Here is a 17,331-nt window from a genome sequence, read left to right as displayed (position 1 = left end):
GGTATTAATCGAAAAAGTTAGAAAAGAAGTTTTTCGCTTTATATGTTAAGGTATCTTCTTTTCGTTTTGTTTTTTTCTTTGGTTCTTCTGGCATGTCTAGCTGATTCTCATCATATTCAAAATTAGTTTGATCAGATTTCTGATTTTTCAATGTTTCACTGGCTTCAAATTCCATCATGGAATGTCCTTTTACGATTTGATGAATATCATCTAAATGTGCTTCATAATGAACTAAACCAATTCCGGTCGTAAAGGTTGGATAACGCATCCCCATTTGATCAGGGATATATAACTTCACATTAATTTCAAAAATATCTTTTGCTAATTCAACAATGCCGGGTAAAGCTGCTGCCCCGCCAGTCAAAATAATGCCTCCTGGCAGTTCGCGAGCGCCGACGATATCCAACTCATGTTTTATTTTCTCAAATATTTGTACCAAACGTGCTTCGATGATTTCAGATAAATACTGTTCATCTATTTTGACAGGTTTGCTTTGACCAATCACATCCACCGGGAATGTCTCATCCGGGGAAGCTTCTTCTGGTAAGGCATAGCCATAATCACGTTTGATTCTCTCAGCGCTTTCAAGTGAGGTGTTTAAGACTACAGAAATGTCTTTAGTAACATATTCTCCGCCTTCTTGATTGACGTAAGCGAATTTCAATTGGTTGTCATGCATAACAGAAGCTGTAGTTTGTCCACCGCCCATGTCAATTAAAATTGTTCCAAAATCGCGTTCCCCGCTTGACATCGCTATACTACTTGCAGCTAGAGGCTGTAAGACGATATCTTGAATGTGAAGACCGGTTTTTTCTACACAACGTTTTACATTGTGCAAAATCGTTTTAGGTCCAGTAATCATTGTAGCATGCATTTCTAAACGTACGCCAATCATCCCTCTAGGATCTTGGATTCCGTCAAATCCGTCTACAATAAACTCTTCAGGCAAGATTGCTAAAATTTCACGCTCTGGCGGAACAGATTTTACCATCGCCCCTGCCATAACATTGCGGACATCTTCTTCAGTGATTTCACGATTGTCGCTGGCAACGGCTATCATGCCATGACAAGGTTCGATATCCACATTATTACTTGGGATTCCAACGACAACATTACGAATATCGACATTTGCCTTTTGCTCAGCTTGTTTAATGGCTTTATTAATCGAATCAACGGTTTTATCAATATCTACGATAATTCCGCGACTCAGCCCTTCAGATTTTTCATTTCCTACTCCAATAATATTCATTTCACCATTGATAAATTCAGCAACAACTACTTTTATTGAAGTGGTTCCAATATCTAGACTTACATACATTCCAGTATTTTTCATTCATTGAAACCTCCTTATACTTCATTTTCATTTAATTATTTCTTTGTATTACGATAGACATATTTAATTTTACCATATCGTTTCTCAATTTACGAAGTATTTAATGGGATTTCTCGTTTTCGAGTCCCTTTATTTCGTGTACTGTGTTATATTCTTCGTTATTCTTCTGTATCAGACACCTTAGACTCCTCTTCTGATGGTTCCGGTTCGAAAGGAGTAAAATAAACACCTACTTCAATATTGATAACGCCTTTTCCTTCACCTATTTTTTGAACGATATCTGGATAGTAAATCATTTTTTCAGCAAACGACGTAATCGACGCAACGACTTGATTGCCATCATTCATATAAAGAGTGATCAAATACTCATCTGTTTTGCTTGGAGTATACTCTACTTCTGAAATACTATTGTGAATATTTTCGTTCAACAATTGGTACTGCTCAATCATTTTATTTAAGGCTTTGCCTTCTTTAAATTTAATGAAAATTGGTGGATTTCCAATGGATACTTTTCTACTTTCATTTACAATTTTTCCATTTTCAAGAATATTAAAATATTCATTCTCTTTTTCTAGATAGGCTACGGTTTTGTATTCTGAAACCACCAATTCATAAGAATTTAACCCATCAAATTCTATTTGCATTGATTTCACTTGAGGTAACTGATTTTTGACTAAAGTTTCTCTCTTTTTTGAGAAAAAAATGTTTCCCATAATGAATCTCCTGAACGGATTTGGCTAGCGTCAATAACGGCTTGGTCGGTTACTTCGTTTGTACCTATAACTGTAATTCTTCCAACTTTGCTTAAGGGTGTAATAAAGTACACCACTACTAAAATTGCAAATGAAAATAACAAAAGTAATGAAATTAAACGACGTTGCATTTCTTTCCGTCTTTTTTCTTTCAGTTTAGGAAGTTTATTTTCTAAAGAAAGTTCTTTTTCTTTAGACTTTTTTGCTGTTTCAAAAGATTTTACTTCATCGCTTTCTCTTGATAATTTAAATAGTGCTTTTATTTTATCCCAAGAAGACGGTTGCGTAGGCAATTCATTCTTCTTTTTGTTGGGTTTTTGGTGTTTTGCCATACGCTGACCTCCTCTGTTTACACTTTATCGTTAATGGCTGATTTCCTGCATGATTTTTATTAAATGATCTGCTGCATCTGGCAAGCCTAATTTCTTCGCTTCACCGGCCATCTGTTTACGTGCTTTTTCATTTAACATCAAGTCATCTATTGAAGCAACTAAACTGTTCCCCGACAACTCTTTTTCGGCAATCATTTTTGCTGCACCGTGCTTGACTAAGCTTTCAGCATTTCTAGTTTGGTGATCATTTGTGACGTAAGGACTAGGAATCAGGATGCTAGGTAAGCCTAGTGCTGTCAATTCTGCCAAAGTAGTCGCTCCGCTTCTTGAAACAACTAAATCTACGTTCGCAAATACTTCGGGCATATTTTCAATATAAGGAACCACGGATACTGGACTTCCAGCTATTGTCTGTTCTTGTACTTGTTGTTTTATCTTTTCGTAATGGATCTCGCCTGTTGCAAATAATACTTGATAATTCTTAGTCATAAATGCAGGTAAGGCTTCTAAAAAGGCTTCGTTTAAGCTTCTGGCCCCACGGCTTCCACCAAAAATCAACACCGTTGGTTTCGTAGCTTTTAACTGATATTCTTCTAGAACAGCGGAAGGTTTTATGCCGACAACTTCTTGTGCTCTCGGATTACCGGTATAAACGATTTTTTCAGGGTACTTACCAAATTCTGCTCGCGCTTCTTCGAAACAAATAGCTATTTTTGTGACATAACGGGCTAAAAATCTATTGGTCACACCAGCCACACTATTTTGTTCATGGATGATGCTGGGAACCCCCATTTTGGAAGCTGCATACACGACTGGAGCACAAACATAACCGCCCGTTCCTATTACAACATCAGGTTTAAACTCTTTAACAATTTTTTTAGATTTTTGAATACTTTGAATGAACAACTGAATAGTTTTTAGGTTTTTAAAAGAAACCGAACGTTTAAATCCTTGGATTTTAACAGCCTTGAAAGGAATTCCCGCGCTTCGAACAATTCGGTTTTCTAACCCATTCTCGGTCCCCACATACAGAAATTCAATAGAGGGATCTACCACTTGTAGTCTTCTAATTAAGGCTAGAGCTGGATAAATGTGTCCGCCCGTTCCGCCACCAGATAATAAAATTTTCATTTGTTATGTAAGACCATCCGGCCTACTCCTCCTCTTCTTCTGTTTCAGTAATTAAGCGATCGATCGAATGAATAAACGCATCTCCACGTACTTCAAAACTGCGGTATTGATCCCAACTAGCACAAGCAGGCGACAATAAAATTACTTCTCCAGGCTGACTCAATTCAAATGCTACTGGAACGGCTGCTTCTACATTTTGTACGTAGTTGATTTGTTTTACTCCAGCTTTTTCTCCAGCCTCAGCCAATTTCGCAGCTGTTTCTCCAAATACAACTAAGGCTTTAACGTGAGCTAGTTCAGGCAATAAGTCATCAAAACTATTTCCCCGATCTAGTCCTCCTGCCAACAAAATGACCGGAACATCGAAACCTTTTAAGGCATTTTTTGTTGCTAACGTGTTGGTCGCTTTTGAATCATTGTAAAACTGTCTTTGTTTATAGTCGGTAACAAACTGAGTACGATGCTTTACGCCAGCAAATTTTTCAAGGCATTCGCGAATCGTTCCGTTTTCTTGTCCTAATAATTTAGCAACAGCAATCGCAGCCATGGCGTTTTCTACATTGTGTTCACCTGGTACCAAAATAGACATTTTATTCATGATTGGTTCACCTTGATAGAAAATGACTTCATCTTCAAGATAAACGCCTTTTTCAACTCGTTCCAATCGCGAGAAAGGAATAATCTTTGCTTGGCTCTTTTTGGATAACTCTCTTAGTTCCGGTTGATCCCAATTAACAATGAGATAATCTTCTGCTGTTTGATTTTTAGTGATTTGCATTTTAGCTGCTACATATTCTTCTCTAGTCCCATGATAGTCTAAGTGTGCTGAATAAAGATTCGTAATAACTGCAATGTGCGGTTTCATCTCGGTTATTCCCATCAATTGAAAACTAGAGAGTTCCATTACGATCTCGTCTTCTGCGGTTGCTTGTTGTGCAACTTGACTAGCTGGTGTGCCTATATTACCAGCAACATAAGCATGTCCTGTTTCTCTGTGGTTGTTTAATAAATCTGCGATCATGGTAGTAGTCGTTGTTTTTCCATTCGTACCCGTTACGCCAATCAACAGGCTTTCAGAAACTTCGTAAGCTAATTCGACATCTGTTATTACTGGAATGCCTTTTTCAAGCGCACGAACCACAATAGGATTCGTATACATGATTCCCGGATTCTTAACTACCCATTCGAAATCTTCATCCAACAATTCTACAGGATGCCCGCCCGTTACCACGCGAATACCTGATTCAAGCAATTCTTGTGCTTCAGGGTTTTCATCAAAGCTTTTGTAGTCATTGACGGTTACGAGAGCCCCCAATGAATGGAGCAATTTAGCTGCATTCACACCGCTTAAAGCTAATCCTAAAACCAGCACTTTAATATTTTCATATCGTTTAATTTTCTTCATCCTTAGACCTCTTTCCTATAAGAGCTGCTTTATCAAGCTCATCATTTAGCCACCCTTGACAGACGGACCGTTTCAGGATTGGGTGATTGGTTTTAGTGGCGGATCAAAGAACCACCATCAAACACAATGCAGCAGAAACTAGACCGATGAACCAAAAGGTTAATACGACACGCCATTCACTCCAGCCGCTCATTTCAAAGTGATGGTGAATTGGGCTCATTTTAAATACTCTTTTTCCTGTTAATTTAAAAGATGTGACTTGAATCATTACGCTTGCCGTTTCAACGACAAAAATAAGGCCAATCAGCAATAAAGACCATTCTTGTTTCAACAAAATCGAAACAGCCGCTAACCCACCGCCTAAAGCTAATGAGCCAACATCTCCCATGAAAATTTTAGCAGGTTTTTTATTGAAAAAGAAAAAACCAATTAGGCTGCCGATAATAGACAAACAAAAAATCAACACATCTGTCTGTTGTTGTTGCCATGCTATTATAGCGTACGCACTGTACGCAATACTCGCTGTGCCCGCCACCAAACCATCTAAACCATCGGTCAAGTTTACAGCATTAGAGAAACCAACTAACCAAAATAAGATAAAAACCCCATAAAACCAGCCCAAGTGAATCGTTCCTAAAAAAGGAATGGCTAAATCAGTTGATAAGTTATTTATAAGGTAACCACTAAAAAATACAATACCACCAATAATCTGACCAAGTAATTTTTGTTTAGAAGTTAAACCAAGATTGCGTTTTTTAAAGATTTTAATAAAGTCATCTAAAAAACCCAATAATCCATAAACTAAGGTAATGAAAAGCAACAAGCCTAAACCGATTGTCAGGTTTCCTTGCCAAACACCTACCCAACTACTAGAAATAACTGCCGCGATAAGAAAAACGACTCCTCCCATAGTAGGCGTTCCGGTTTTTACTTCATGCCATTTTGGACCTTCTTCTCTTGTAGTTTGACCTAGTTGTTTTGTTCTAAAATAGCCAATAACAATTGGCATCGCCATGATGGTCAGTGCAAATCCACTGACTAAAGGCAATAACATTTCTGTCCAATGCATGCTGAATCGCTCCTAAATTTCTTTGTTTTTTAGTTTAACTGCTTTTTTTGCTTCTTCGACATCATCAAAATGATGTTTTTCATGACCAATGATTTGATAATCTTCATGTCCTTTACCTGCAATCAAGATGATATCATCGGTAGTTGCTTGGTCAACAGCGGCTTGAATGGCTGTTCTGCGATCTGGAATCATTTGATAAGTGTTTTCCTCTAAATTAGCTACCATTTCATTTAAGATCATCTGCGGATCTTCAGTACGCGGATTGTCCGAAGTGAAAATCACATGATCTGCATGAGTAAAAGCAACATCTGCCATAATTGGTCGTTTTGTCCGATCACGATCGCCTCCACAGCCTACAATACAATAGACTTTCCCGGATTTTATTTCGTTAACTGCGTTTAATACATTCAGTAATCCATCTGGTGTATGGGCATAGTCTACAATGATCGCAAAGTCCTGCTCCCCTTGAACGACTTCAAACCTTCCTCTTACACCTTTAATTTTTTCCATTGAAGCAATAACACTCGGTAAAGGCAAGCCAGAAGCATAAGCAGCAGCAAAAGCTGCTAAAGCATTCAATACATTAAATTTACCGACCAATTGCATTTTCACAGGATAAGCTTCATTTTTGAAAAGCAACGTAAAACTTGTCCCTTGGTTGGTTATTTTTAAATGAGTTGCTCTAAAATCAGCTGGCTGAACAATTCCATAAGAGTAAACGAGTGCTGCTGTTTTATTTTGGTAACTTCTCCCTACAGGATCATCAGTATTTAGAATAGCGTATTTAGGCTGGTCTCCTCGGTAAGTATTGCCTAATTGGGAAAACAGTAATTCTTTAGCATGACCGTACTCTTCCATCGTATGATGGTATTCTAAGTGATCTTGACTTAAATTTGTAAAAACAGCAACATCAAAATCCGTTCCCCAGACCCGACCTTGTACTAAAGCATGAGAAGAAACTTCCATCGAACAAGTAGTGACATCGGCTTCTTTCATTTCTCTAAGCGTTTTTTGCAAAGTGATGCTGTCTGGAGTTGTATTTTTCGCTTCAAAAACGTCATCCCCAATTCGACGGTACATCGTTCCGATTACCCCAGTTCTCTCTTGATGATCTCTGAAAATTTGATCTAATAAGTGAGTAACAGTTGTTTTCCCATTAGTTCCGGTAACCCCGATCATATGCAACTCTTGACTCGGAGACTGATAGAAATGATTGGCTAGAATCGCCATCGCTTTTACCGTATCAGATACATAGACGACGGGTACTGATACATTGATTTCTTCGCTGGCAATGATGACAGCGGCTCCTTTTTCAACAGCTTCTTCAGCAAGTTCATGCCCATTGTAAACTGCTCCGGCAATACAAATGAACATAGAATCTGACTCTATTTCACGTGTATCCTGTGTTACTTTCGTAATAACTAATTCTTCTGGAACTCTGGTCAGCATGTTTTTTGTGACTAATTGGTTTATCAATTCGATTGCTTTCATTATTTCCACCTTTTCTATTCTTGAGGAGAAGCTAATGTGATTTTGATTTGCTCTTCACCCTGCATGTTAGCTTGCGGCGTTAAACTTTGTTCAACGACGTATCCCTCTCCTTCAAATGCAAATTCAATTCCAGTAATTTCCGATACTTTCAACACATCGTTTTTCGACCATCCTGTCATATCCGGCATAGTCATAGCCCCATTTGTCATTAAAATGGCCCGTTGGTTTTTAATGGAGCTTTCTTCAGGCAGCGGCAATTGCTGTACTATTGTATCACCATTTCCTACGATGGTCACATCTAACTGAGCTTCTTCTAATGATTTTAACGCTTCTTCTTTAGATACACCCGTTACTTTTGGCATGACGACTTGATTAGGATCTTCAACTTCAGAATCAGAATCCAAGTGTTGATATTCCAATGCTCGTTTCATAACAGGATTAAAAACAGCTTGGACGACATCTCCTCCCACTAAAGAAGAATCTGTAATCGTTGGTTGCTGAACGGTCACGTACAAAACAACTTTTGGATCGTCGGCCGGCGCCATCCCAACAACGGAATAAACGTAGTTGGAGCCTCCGCTATAATATTGTTTTGTATCAGGATTAACGATTTGTGCAGTACCTGTTTTAGCAGCTATTTCATAGCCATCAATTTGATAACCTTGACCGGTCCCATTTTCACCGTACACAACTTCTTTTAAATAGTTCAATGCTTGATCGGCTGAATTTTTAGAAATAGGTTCGCTGACAACTTCTGGTTCAAATGTAGTTTCTTTACCTGTTGCCGGATCAACTATTTTACTAATATACTGCGGCTTCATCATTTTACCTTCGTTGGCTACTGCTGAATAAGCTTGCATCATTTGAAATACTGTCACTGTCAAACCTTGTCCAAATGAGGTATTCGCTTTTTCAAGCGGCCACTCATAAGGATTAGAACCACTTTGTTCATTTGGAAGTCCTGAAGCAGTCGTTTTTCCCATTCCAAAATTATCCAAATACTCTTTCCAGGTATCTTCTCCCATTTTTTCCATTAAATTAACAAAAGCAACATTACTTGACCGTTCCAAGCCTTCCAAATAATTGATTTGTCCCCAACCATTTACATTGTGGTCATGAACGACTCCACCTTCTATTTTTTTAGCGCCTGACATATAAGTCGCATTAGGATCAAATACACCTTCGTTAATAGCTGCTGCAAGAGTCAATACTTTCAGTGTTGAGCCTGGTTCAAACGTATCTTCAACTAATAAGTTTTGCCAGAGTTGCCCAATACCTTCTTTCGTCGTGGCGTTGAAAGAGGGGCGTTGAGAAGCAGCAATGATCGCTCCCGTCTCTGGATCCATCAATGTTGCTGTCATTCCTACAGGATTAAATTTATCATTCACTTCAGTCATGACGCTTTCTAAATATACCTGCATGCGTTTGTCTAACGTCAAATAGATATCCTTTCCATCTACTGAATCAGTTGTTTCTACTGTAGAATTTGGTAAAACATATCCAAAGCTGTCTTTTTGGTATTTTATAGAACCGTCAGTTCCAGTCAACACATCGTTATAGGCTTGTTCTACACCCATTAATCCGGTTAAATCAGTACTGAGTGTTCCTTCTTTCGTTTCGTCGTTTTTATCTGTCGGCAATTCAGCATATCCCACCAAATGCGAAGCAAAAGTACCATTAGGGTAAAGCCTTGTAGGCGTTTCTTCAAAAACAATCCCTGGTAGATCCTCTTCTTCGATGGCACTTTTAATATCGTATGATAATTTTTTCCCCGCCGAACCAAATTCTACTTGAGACAAGTCTTTTTGGTTTAAAGTTTTAAATATATCCGCTTCACTCATAGCAATGTGTTTTGATAAAGCCGCAGCTGTCTTCTGCTTGTCTTTCACATGTTGCGGTTCTTTCGGATCATTTGACCACTTATCGGTTAAAATGGCGACTAACGAGTAAGAAGTAGCGTCCATAGCAATCGAGTTTCCACCTATATCATAAATGGTCCCTCGGTTTGCTTCTAGTACGCTACTTCTTGTATAAAGGTTATTAACATTTTGAGACAGATTTTCCCCGTTAATTTCTCCTTTTACCATAATGTAAGTAAAACGTCCTACAAATACCAAGAATAAAAGCAAGGTACCAAAAAAGAGCAGGATCGCAATTTTTTTTCTGTTTTTTAAAGGGTTTCTGTTTGTCATTTAATAACATTCCTTACATTGGCTTCATTCATTTCTAAACCTTGACGATTGGCGATTTCATAAACACGGTCATAACGCGATAATTCTTGAACTTCTTGTTCTAAATTATTGTTTATGGTAGTGATATTTGCGATAGACGAGTTCGTGTCTTGAAGGGCGCGGTTTGTACTCGCTATGTTGATTTCTAGTGAGATGCTCACAGCAATCAACGCAAATGTAATGACTGAGACAATTCCAATCACCATTTTTTCTAGGTTTGTAATCCCCGATTTTTTTGGAAGAGGTCTATGTATAGTTGTTTCTTTTGGCAAAACGGGGGATTGTATTGGCGTTTCCACTTCAAGGTTTCTAGCTAAGTTACTATTCAACGACATTCAAATAACATCCTTTCTTTCCTCTCACTATTTAAGTTTTTTTATTTTCTTTGTCTTTCTGCTACTCTCAATTTTGCACTGCGAGCTCGATTGTTTATTTCCAATTCCGTTTCACTTGGAACAATCGGTTTTCGTGTCACCAATTTTAATTCCGGCAAAAATTCTTCAGGAATGATAGGCAATCCGGGTGGGATATCTGGTCCTTTAGCATGATCTTTGTAGATTGATTTTACGATTCGGTCTTCTAACGAATGAAACGTAATGGCGCTTATTCTTCCGCCAACATTCAATAGTCCAATGGCTTCTTCTAAAGAATCTTCCACGGCTGATAATTCATCATTTACAGCAATACGCACAGCTTGAAAAACGCGTTTAGCTGGATGTCCGCCTTTTCTCCTGGCAGGTGCAGGAATACCTTCTTTAATAATGTCAACTAATTCAGTAGTGGTTTCAATTAGCTTTTGTTCTCTTGCCGCTTCTATTTTCCGAGCAATACTTTTAGAGAACTTTTCTTCTCCATAACGATAAAAAATTCTAACTAAGTCTTGATACGACCAAGTATTGATGACTTCTTTCGCTGTCAATGGAGCTTCTGTATCCATACGCATATCTAACGGGGCGTCTTGGTGGTAACTAAACCCTCGTTCCGCTTCGTCTAGTTGTGGCGAAGAAACACCTAAGTCATATAAAATGCCGTCAACTTCGAATACCCCTCGCTCATTTAGTTCTTCTTTAATAAAGCGGAAATTAGCCTTAATGAAGGTTACCATTCCTTTTTCGACATAAGTCGCTAACCGTACTTTTGCATTTTCAATTGCTCGTTCATCTTGGTCAAATGCGTAAAGATGACCGTTTTCATTTAATTGAGAAAGCAGATATTCGCTATGGCCTGCTCCGCCTAAAGTACAGTCGACGTAGACACCATCGGGAATTAAAGACAGACTATCCACTGTTTCGTGAAGCAAGACTGTTTCATGATTAAATTCTGCCATTTCCGTTCCCCCTTTGTTTATGATTTGAAAGTTCGTTTACTAAAACCCAAAATCAATCATGTTTTCAGCGATCTCGTCAAACGTCTCTTCAGCTTCTGCTGAAAACTCATTCCATTTGGATTCGCTCCAAATCTCGATTCGATCTGATACACCGACTACATGACACACTTTTTCTAGTTTCGCATGGTCTCTTAATGTTTGCGGAATATTGATTCTTCCTTGCTTATCTAATTCGCATTCCGTCGCTGCTGAATAAAAGAACCTAGTAAAAGCACGAGCTTCTTTTTTTGCAAGCGGAAGTTGCTTGAGTTTTTCTTCGAGTATAGTCCATTCATTCTGGGGATAACCAAATAAGCAACCATCTAAACCGCGGGTTAAGATGAATTTCGTTCCTAAATCGTCGCGAAATTTCGCCGGCATGATCAAGCGGCCTTTTGCGTCGATGTTGTGCTTATACTCACCCATTAACATAGCTATACTCACCCCACTTTTAGTAGTTATTTTCAGTCTACCACATCGCCCCACTTTCCACCACAATTAATCGAAGGATTCTATAAAAAAACACACGGAATAAAAGAAAGCTTTAGCCTCTCTGTTTAGCAGCCTTTTCAAAAGTGTTTTAAGAGTGGGGAATTTTCCCAAAAAAGCACAAAAAAAGCAGCAAGATGGATAACTATACCATCTCGCTGCTTCTAAAACGCTTTTTAAGTAAACTGTGTGAAGATATTTGCTCCTACTAAAAAATAATAAGTAAGAATAGAAAATAAAAAAATAAAACGCCAATACGTTTTCCAAAAACGCCCATAAATGATTTCGCCTTTTTTATAAGCCAATGCCATTACAATGAACATTCCTAAACCGAGAATAAAAATCAGAAAATAAGGAAAAATCGATTGACCAAATGTTAACGAGCTTAGGATATGGATACCCAACAGTAAATATGGAACCATTAAATCTGGCAGCTTAATGCTCTTGTTTTGTCTTCTAAAATGTCGGTTGACGCTTTTATTAAACAACACTAACAGCAAAAGCGGCAAAAGATACAGTATGATCATCACAATGGTAAAAGTAGTTGCTTCCAAAACAACCCTCCCTTTCCACTTACGCATTCGCAGGATTGATGAATGAAAGAACAAAATTACTCCTCCTACTAAGAAGGCGCTCATTCTCCCAAACAATTCTTTATTCAATTTACCCTAAATTTCTACTTTTGTATACCTTTAAATAAGACAAGAGCTTTAACGCTCTTACCCACAAAATGCTCTTAGAAACATACTCGTTCTGTAAAATATCTATTGAACGTGTTTTTACTAGAATAATCTTATGGCTTTTGTTCATTCTGACTACTCTTTGGATACATTAAATAGTAAATCGAAAACCGTTTTTTTAGTCCATTAAATCTAACGGTTCTCTCTAGCAAAGAGAACCGTTAGATTTCTTAAATGAAACTTAATAGAATTCTGCTGGCTTTTATGTTATACTTATAAAGTATTAAAAGTAAGTATGCAACATTATATAGAATAGTTTTTAAAGAAGTTTATCCACACTGGCACAGTTTTAGAACTGTAAGGACATAAAAGAGGTAGGGTTTATGTCGTTTAAATGAGAAACCGATTGATATAATTTGATTAGTATTTATAACCCAAAAATAACTTTAAGAATATTTATTTTTAATTAGAAAGCCACTCAGAATCTGAGTGGCTTTCGTCAATTCCATCAAAAAAAACGCCCTTTTTACGAAAACAAGAGCTGCAAATACCGATACAAAGCAAAACACCCTTGAGCCATGGTCTCAAATCAGCGGATTTAAAATAAATGTACAATAGCTATAAACCCTTTTATATAAGCGTTTATAAGTACAATACTATTAGCGAGAAATGGCATGGATTTACAATAGTTAGATACTTATGCCCCTTTTCTGCCCCTTTTTTATTTATTCACTAAGAATAAAGTCTTCCTATATAATGGTAGATTCTGGAACATACCAAGTAATGTGACAGATTATTTTAATAAAAAACTATATCTCGATAAACAACAGATACTAACTTGTTCAACAAATTTTTACCTCCACCCTGCATTCTCCGTGCAGGGTATTTTTTTTACGTTCTGTTCGCTTTACTTATCGAACATTTGTTCGTATAATGAAATAAAAAAGGAGGGATCTTTATGTCATTCGATTACTCTGACGAGATAAGCAACGACATTCTCTGCGTTGACGTTAAATCATTTTACGCTTCAGTCGAGTGTGTTGAACGCGGCCTGCATCCGTTAAAAACTATGCTAGTTGTCATGAGCAATGCAGAAAATGCTGGCGGTTTGGTTCTAGCCGCCTCCCCTTTAGCTAAAAAAGTTTTAGGCATCAGTAACGTTACCAGAAAACGAGACATCCCCTATCATCCTGATTTATTGATCGTGCCTCCACGCATGCAGTTTTATATAGAAAAGAATACTGAAATTAACGATATTTTTCGCAAGTACGTTTCAGATGAAGATTTACATATTTACAGCATAGATGAATCGTTTGTGTCTGTTAGAGCTAGTTTGAAGCTCTTTAAAAGAAAAAGCGCCTATGACTTGGCTAGGATGATTCAATACCATATTTATAAAAAGATTGGCCTATATGTCACTATTGGAATTGGCGACAATATGCTGCTAGCCAAGCTAGCTCTGGATAACGAAGCTAAATACAACGCTAACTTGATTGCTGAATGGCGATACAAAGACGTACCGGAAACGATTTGGAAGATAGAAAACATAACAGACATGTGGGGTATTGGAGAACGAACGGCGATTCGACTGAATAGCTTAGGGATTAAATCAGTCTATGACTTAGCACATGCAAACTTTTATCAACTAAGAGAATCTATGGGTCTTATTGGTGAACAACTATACGCTGGCGCTTGGGGCATCGATCGCAGCGACATTAGAGAACAATATCGTCCTTTAGAAAAGAGTTACGGAAACTCTCAAATACTTAAAAGAGATTATTACAAAAGACATGAGATCAAAATAGTGATTCGAGAAATGGCGGAACAAGTGGCAACCCGCATTCGAAAGCACCATTGCAAAACAGGATGTGTCAGCCTTACCGTTACCTATTCTAAGCATGAAGAAAAAGCAGGATTCTCTCGACAATTAAAAATTCCTAATACATCTAATACAAAGAAGTTAGTCGATTATTGTTTTGATATTTTCAATAAACATTATGAAGACGACATGGCTGTAAGGAGTATCGGAATTTCTTATTCAAAATTGACTTACACCAGCAATATTCAATTGGATTTATTTGAAGACCCCACTCAACAAATCGCAAACGAAAAATTAGATTTGTTGGTAGATAAAATAAGAGATAAATATGGTTTTCAATCGTTAGTACATGCTAGCAGCCTTTTAGAAGGAGCTACAGCTATTAACCGCAGCTCTCTTGTTGGTGGACATGCTGGCGGAATGGAGGGTATACAATGAGCTTTTTAAATGAGGAGTATCGTGATCGAGGCATTAAGAAATGGGCGGGTTTTTACTTATCTGAGCATACTGCTACCCAAGAAAAGTTATCAGGAGAAAGAACAAAAGTTAATCAGCAAAAGAGACAGATGAATCAAGGTGAAATTGAAATAACAATAAATGAATCCATAGTAAAGAATAAGTCTGTCGCTATTCAACTTGAAAATGTAGATCAGAACGGACTTTACTATGATGACGTAGTTGGTCATATTGTTGGTGGAGATGAACTAGGTATCTTCATAAATGATACCAAAGTCGATTTCGATGAAATTAGAAACATTCAATTTGTGACTCTAAAAAAATGGAACAACATAGATGGTGATGTTTAATAGATAAAAAGGAGCTGTTTAAAATGAATTTCGCTATTTTAACTGGTAAAGTTGTTTCAGAAGTGAAGGTTATCAACACAGATAATGGTACTCCGCTATGCCGCTTCACATTGCAAGTAGACAACCGTAAATTTAATTGTTTAGTTGCTGGCATGAAGGCTTATAAATTTATGTACGATATCGAAGAAGATTCTCTTATTACTATAGAAGGAACCATCAATGACCGAATGCAGTTAGTTGTGCAAGAATACCGTCTTGACTCGAAACCTAGCTACTTTGGACAGATATTTGATTATAAAGGAAGAAAGTTACCTCATAAGAAGGTTATGTGGTAACTTCCGATAACCCATTTTTATATTTTATATCTTTGTTTTTTACCTTTTTCATTTTCAAATTCTATGTAGAGTGCTATGATTTCATTCAAAAATATACTTTCTGTTTCAGCAAACCGGTCTTCATGAGCGTATATGTGATACCTAACTATCGATTTCGCTTCAACGTTTAAAACATCAAAAAAGTTGTTGTTTTCAACAAATAATTTTTTATATTCTATTCCATTAGTAGTTTCAATGAACAGTTTTATATTGCGTAAAATTTTCCTTGTATTAGAGCTATTATAAATTTCTATGTTGCTTGCAAAATCAAAATCATGAGAATTAGTACCATCTTTTTTTTCTATATAAATTACTCTATCATTCCCATCTAAATTACTCTCAGTGAAATAGTATTTTGATTCCGTTAAAAATATTTTTATTTTGCCCGTATTATTTTGAATGTAAGAAATAACAGTACCCACCACTATACCCAATAGAGTACCTATAATACCTTCAAATTCTTTCAAAAGTGTTATTAAATTATCAGCCATTAAATCATCTCCTTTTAAATTGCTTTTCTAATGGTTCATTTTAATATTAAACGATTATAGCACAAAAAAGCCACTTCAATTAAGAAGTGGCTTTTTTGTGCTATTTTATTATTCGCCTACCATACCATCATTGTCACGATCGTCCATGTACGGGTATAACCAGTGATCGCTGTAGAGCGGCATTGAGAAACCTGCGTCTTTAGCTTCTTGAATAGTTACTTTACCATTTCCATTTGCATCCACAGAATTTACATCTCCACCTGACGGAGCTTCTTCAACTACTGGTTCTTCTGGAACTTCTTCAATAGCGGGTTCTTCCACAACCGTTTCTTCTTTTACGACAGGTTCGTCGGACAAGCTATCACCAGTAGCGTAGTCGAGTGTTACACCTGGTTGGATATTTGGAACATAAATATGAAATTGTAATCCTTCTCCGTTGTCTTCAATGGAGAATCCTTCCATATATATACCAGAGGCTAATAAATTATTTCCTTCAAAGTATGGGGTTACACGATAACGTACATGGTTATCCGTAGTTTCCACATAATTAGCCACGAAATTTTCAAACGGTAACATTCCTTCAACATTAAAATAACGTGTACCGGTTATCAAATTATTTGCACCATCATAACCTGTTAGTTGATGTCCAATTAAATGGCTGCGGTTATACAACCAACCACCAGAAACGTTTGCATACTCTTCTTGTTCCCATCCAGTTGGATAAACATCGGATATATTCCCACGTTCTTCAGCTGGCATTGATTCAGTACCCAGAACCGCATTTGCTGCAGTCACACGTTTAAAAGAATCCATTTCTCCATATTCATCCCATGCCTCAGTTGAACTGATATCTTCATTCGTAAACAGTGGAACATTGCCGTTTACTTCTACATAGGCAGCTCCATCGGGAATGCTTGGTGCAGTGCCTTGAATTTCTACAGTTTTCTTCTCTAACTCTTCTTTAGCTTCTTTTTCGGCTGTGGCGGTTGATTCAGCCTCTGCTTTTTTACGCTCTTCTTCTTTTGACTCAGATTCAGCCTTTTCTTTAGCTTTCTCTTCCTCTTCTTTCTTCTGTTTACTTTCTTCCATTGCAGCAAGTTCTTCCTCGTTTGAACTCTCAATAGATTCAGAAGAGGATTCTTCTACCGTAGCGACGTCAGCATCTGATTCAGCATTTACTCCACTAATTCCAATTACGAAAAAGCTCATGATTGCTAAACAGATTGAAATGGTCGAATAGTCTTTGTTAGGCCTTTTCTTTTTGAAATACCAAATACCGATACACGCGCCAATAAATACTAGTCCTGCAAGATCTCCTAACATGATTGTAATAACAGTTGCGAGTACCAATCCAATCCAAACCTTTTTATTTTTAAATATTCCCACCCTTACCACTCCTCCAATATGTAGTTTTCAAATAACTATATTTTTATTATATCATTTGATATTTTTTAAACTGTGAACCTTTTGTGTCATAAAACAGGTTATTAGTAATCGCGAACTGAATAGATGTTTAAAAAAGAGCAAAAAAATAACCCTACCTCAATTAAGAGATAGGGTTT

The 17,331-nt window shown here is 37.3% G+C and carries 17 protein-coding genes; 3 read left to right on the top strand and 14 right to left on the bottom strand.

All coding sequences use genetic code 11. The features are described from left to right. Positions 1–4 precede the first annotated feature (4 nt). The 12 genes from ftsA to NY10_RS00700 form a co-directional block, all read right to left on the bottom strand. On the bottom strand, positions 5–1,333 hold the full coding sequence (ftsA, locus tag NY10_RS00750) for a cell division protein FtsA (RefSeq protein ID WP_058918193.1): 1,329 nt from the start codon (positions 1,331–1,333) through the stop codon (positions 5–7). A 158-nt stretch (positions 1,334–1,491) separates the two neighbouring features. Then, entirely contained in the window at positions 1,492–2,046 is a 555-nt protein-coding gene (locus NY10_RS12730) for a cell division protein FtsQ/DivIB (RefSeq protein WP_231726753.1), read from the bottom strand. After that, positions 2,007–2,417, bottom strand: a complete 411-nt coding sequence (locus tag NY10_RS12725; RefSeq protein WP_231726752.1) for a cell division protein FtsQ/DivIB — start codon at positions 2,415–2,417, stop codon at positions 2,007–2,009. Before NY10_RS12725 ends, NY10_RS12730 begins: the two co-directional genes overlap by 40 nt. 30 nt (positions 2,418–2,447) lie before the next feature. Then, complete coding sequence (gene murG, locus NY10_RS00740; RefSeq protein ID WP_058918192.1) at positions 2,448–3,548, bottom strand: undecaprenyldiphospho-muramoylpentapeptide beta-N-acetylglucosaminyltransferase; 1,101 nt, start codon at positions 3,546–3,548, stop codon at positions 2,448–2,450. A 22-nt stretch (positions 3,549–3,570) separates the two neighbouring features. Then, complete coding sequence (gene murD, locus NY10_RS00735; protein WP_058918191.1) at positions 3,571–4,953, bottom strand: UDP-N-acetylmuramoyl-L-alanine--D-glutamate ligase; 1,383 nt, start codon at positions 4,951–4,953, stop codon at positions 3,571–3,573. A 103-nt stretch (positions 4,954–5,056) separates the two neighbouring features. Further along, a complete protein-coding gene (mraY, locus tag NY10_RS00730; protein ID WP_058918190.1) occupies positions 5,057–6,022 on the bottom strand; it encodes a phospho-N-acetylmuramoyl-pentapeptide-transferase in 966 nt (321 codons plus the stop codon). Positions 6,023–6,034: 12 nt separating this feature from the next. Beyond that, positions 6,035–7,513, bottom strand: a complete 1,479-nt coding sequence (locus NY10_RS00725) for a UDP-N-acetylmuramoyl-L-alanyl-D-glutamate--2,6-diaminopimelate ligase (protein WP_058918189.1) — start codon at positions 7,511–7,513, stop codon at positions 6,035–6,037. Positions 7,514–7,527: 14 nt separating this feature from the next. Further along, entirely contained in the window at positions 7,528–9,705 is a 2,178-nt protein-coding gene (locus NY10_RS00720) for a penicillin-binding protein (protein ID WP_058918188.1), read from the bottom strand. Beyond that, positions 9,702–10,079, bottom strand: a complete 378-nt coding sequence (ftsL, locus tag NY10_RS00715; RefSeq protein WP_058918187.1) for a cell division protein FtsL — start codon at positions 10,077–10,079, stop codon at positions 9,702–9,704. The genes NY10_RS00720 and ftsL overlap by 4 nt, the downstream gene beginning before the upstream one ends. 41 nt (positions 10,080–10,120) lie before the next feature. Next, a complete protein-coding gene (rsmH, locus tag NY10_RS00710) occupies positions 10,121–11,071 on the bottom strand; it encodes a 16S rRNA (cytosine(1402)-N(4))-methyltransferase RsmH (RefSeq protein ID WP_058918186.1) in 951 nt (316 codons plus the stop codon). 39 nt (positions 11,072–11,110) lie between these two features. Next, on the bottom strand, positions 11,111–11,542 hold the full coding sequence (mraZ, locus tag NY10_RS00705) for a division/cell wall cluster transcriptional repressor MraZ (RefSeq protein ID WP_058918185.1): 432 nt from the start codon (positions 11,540–11,542) through the stop codon (positions 11,111–11,113). A gap of 233 nt (positions 11,543–11,775) precedes the next feature. Beyond that, entirely contained in the window at positions 11,776–12,153 is a 378-nt protein-coding gene (locus NY10_RS00700) for a DUF3397 domain-containing protein (protein ID WP_231726751.1), read from the bottom strand. Between the two features lie 1,084 nt (positions 12,154–13,237). Here NY10_RS00700 and NY10_RS00695 point away from each other — a divergent pair. From NY10_RS00695 to NY10_RS00685, 3 genes are read left to right on the top strand one after another with little or no spacing between them, the layout of a single operon-like run. Continuing rightward, a complete protein-coding gene (locus NY10_RS00695) occupies positions 13,238–14,536 on the top strand; it encodes a Y-family DNA polymerase (protein WP_058918184.1) in 1,299 nt (432 codons plus the stop codon). Beyond that, on the top strand, positions 14,533–14,904 hold the full coding sequence (locus NY10_RS00690) for a hypothetical protein (protein WP_058918183.1): 372 nt from the start codon (positions 14,533–14,535) through the stop codon (positions 14,902–14,904). Before NY10_RS00695 ends, NY10_RS00690 begins: the two co-directional genes overlap by 4 nt. A gap of 23 nt (positions 14,905–14,927) precedes the next feature. Then, complete coding sequence (locus tag NY10_RS00685) at positions 14,928–15,239, top strand: single stranded DNA-binding domain-containing protein (protein WP_058918182.1); 312 nt, start codon at positions 14,928–14,930, stop codon at positions 15,237–15,239. A gap of 17 nt (positions 15,240–15,256) precedes the next feature. Here NY10_RS00685 and NY10_RS00680 read toward each other — a convergent pair whose 3' ends face one another. Both NY10_RS00680 and NY10_RS00675 read right to left on the bottom strand, forming a co-directional pair. Beyond that, the gene (locus tag NY10_RS00680; RefSeq protein ID WP_058918181.1) at positions 15,257–15,769 is read right to left on the bottom strand and encodes a hypothetical protein; all 513 of its coding nucleotides are present in this window, start codon (positions 15,767–15,769) and stop codon (positions 15,257–15,259) included. 108 nt (positions 15,770–15,877) lie between these two features. Next, positions 15,878–17,155 carry a DNA/RNA non-specific endonuclease gene (locus NY10_RS00675; protein WP_058918180.1) on the bottom strand — a complete coding sequence of 426 codons (1,278 nt, stop codon included), beginning with the start codon at positions 17,153–17,155 and terminating at the stop codon, positions 15,878–15,880. Positions 17,156–17,331: the final 176 nt, after the last annotated feature.

This window comes from Carnobacterium sp. CP1 (assembly GCF_001483965.1).
In the GTDB taxonomy this organism is placed as follows: Bacteria; Bacillota; Bacilli; order Lactobacillales; family Carnobacteriaceae; genus Carnobacterium_A; species Carnobacterium_A antarcticum.
The sequence above is the reverse complement of the archived record's forward strand: the minus strand, read 5'-3'. Positions and strand labels throughout refer to the sequence as shown.

Coding starts and splice junctions, on each gene's coding strand:
- ftsA (WP_058918193.1), bottom strand. CDS start 1,333: ATGAAAAATACTGGAATGTATGTAAGTCTAGATATTGGAACCACTTCA.
- NY10_RS12730 (WP_231726753.1), bottom strand. CDS start 2,046: ATGGGAAACATTTTTTTCTCAAAAAAGAGAGAAACTTTAGTCAAAAAT.
- NY10_RS12725 (WP_231726752.1), bottom strand. CDS start 2,417: ATGGCAAAACACCAAAAACCCAACAAAAAGAAGAATGAATTGCCTACG.
- murG (WP_058918192.1), bottom strand. CDS start 3,548: ATGAAAATTTTATTATCTGGTGGCGGAACGGGCGGACACATTTATCCA.
- murD (WP_058918191.1), bottom strand. CDS start 4,953: ATGAAGAAAATTAAACGATATGAAAATATTAAAGTGCTGGTTTTAGGA.
- mraY (WP_058918190.1), bottom strand. CDS start 6,022: ATGCATTGGACAGAAATGTTATTGCCTTTAGTCAGTGGATTTGCACTG.
- NY10_RS00725 (WP_058918189.1), bottom strand. CDS start 7,513: ATGAAAGCAATCGAATTGATAAACCAATTAGTCACAAAAAACATGCTG.
- NY10_RS00720 (WP_058918188.1), bottom strand. CDS start 9,705: ATGACAAACAGAAACCCTTTAAAAAACAGAAAAAAAATTGCGATCCTG.
- ftsL (WP_058918187.1), bottom strand. CDS start 10,079: ATGTCGTTGAATAGTAACTTAGCTAGAAACCTTGAAGTGGAAACGCCA.
- rsmH (WP_058918186.1), bottom strand. CDS start 11,071: ATGGCAGAATTTAATCATGAAACAGTCTTGCTTCACGAAACAGTGGAT.
- mraZ (WP_058918185.1), bottom strand. CDS start 11,542: ATGTTAATGGGTGAGTATAAGCACAACATCGACGCAAAAGGCCGCTTG.
- NY10_RS00695 (WP_058918184.1), top strand. CDS start 13,238: ATGTCATTCGATTACTCTGACGAGATAAGCAACGACATTCTCTGCGTT.
- NY10_RS00690 (WP_058918183.1), top strand. CDS start 14,533: ATGAGCTTTTTAAATGAGGAGTATCGTGATCGAGGCATTAAGAAATGG.
- NY10_RS00685 (WP_058918182.1), top strand. CDS start 14,928: ATGAATTTCGCTATTTTAACTGGTAAAGTTGTTTCAGAAGTGAAGGTT.
- NY10_RS00680 (WP_058918181.1), bottom strand. CDS start 15,769: ATGGCTGATAATTTAATAACACTTTTGAAAGAATTTGAAGGTATTATA.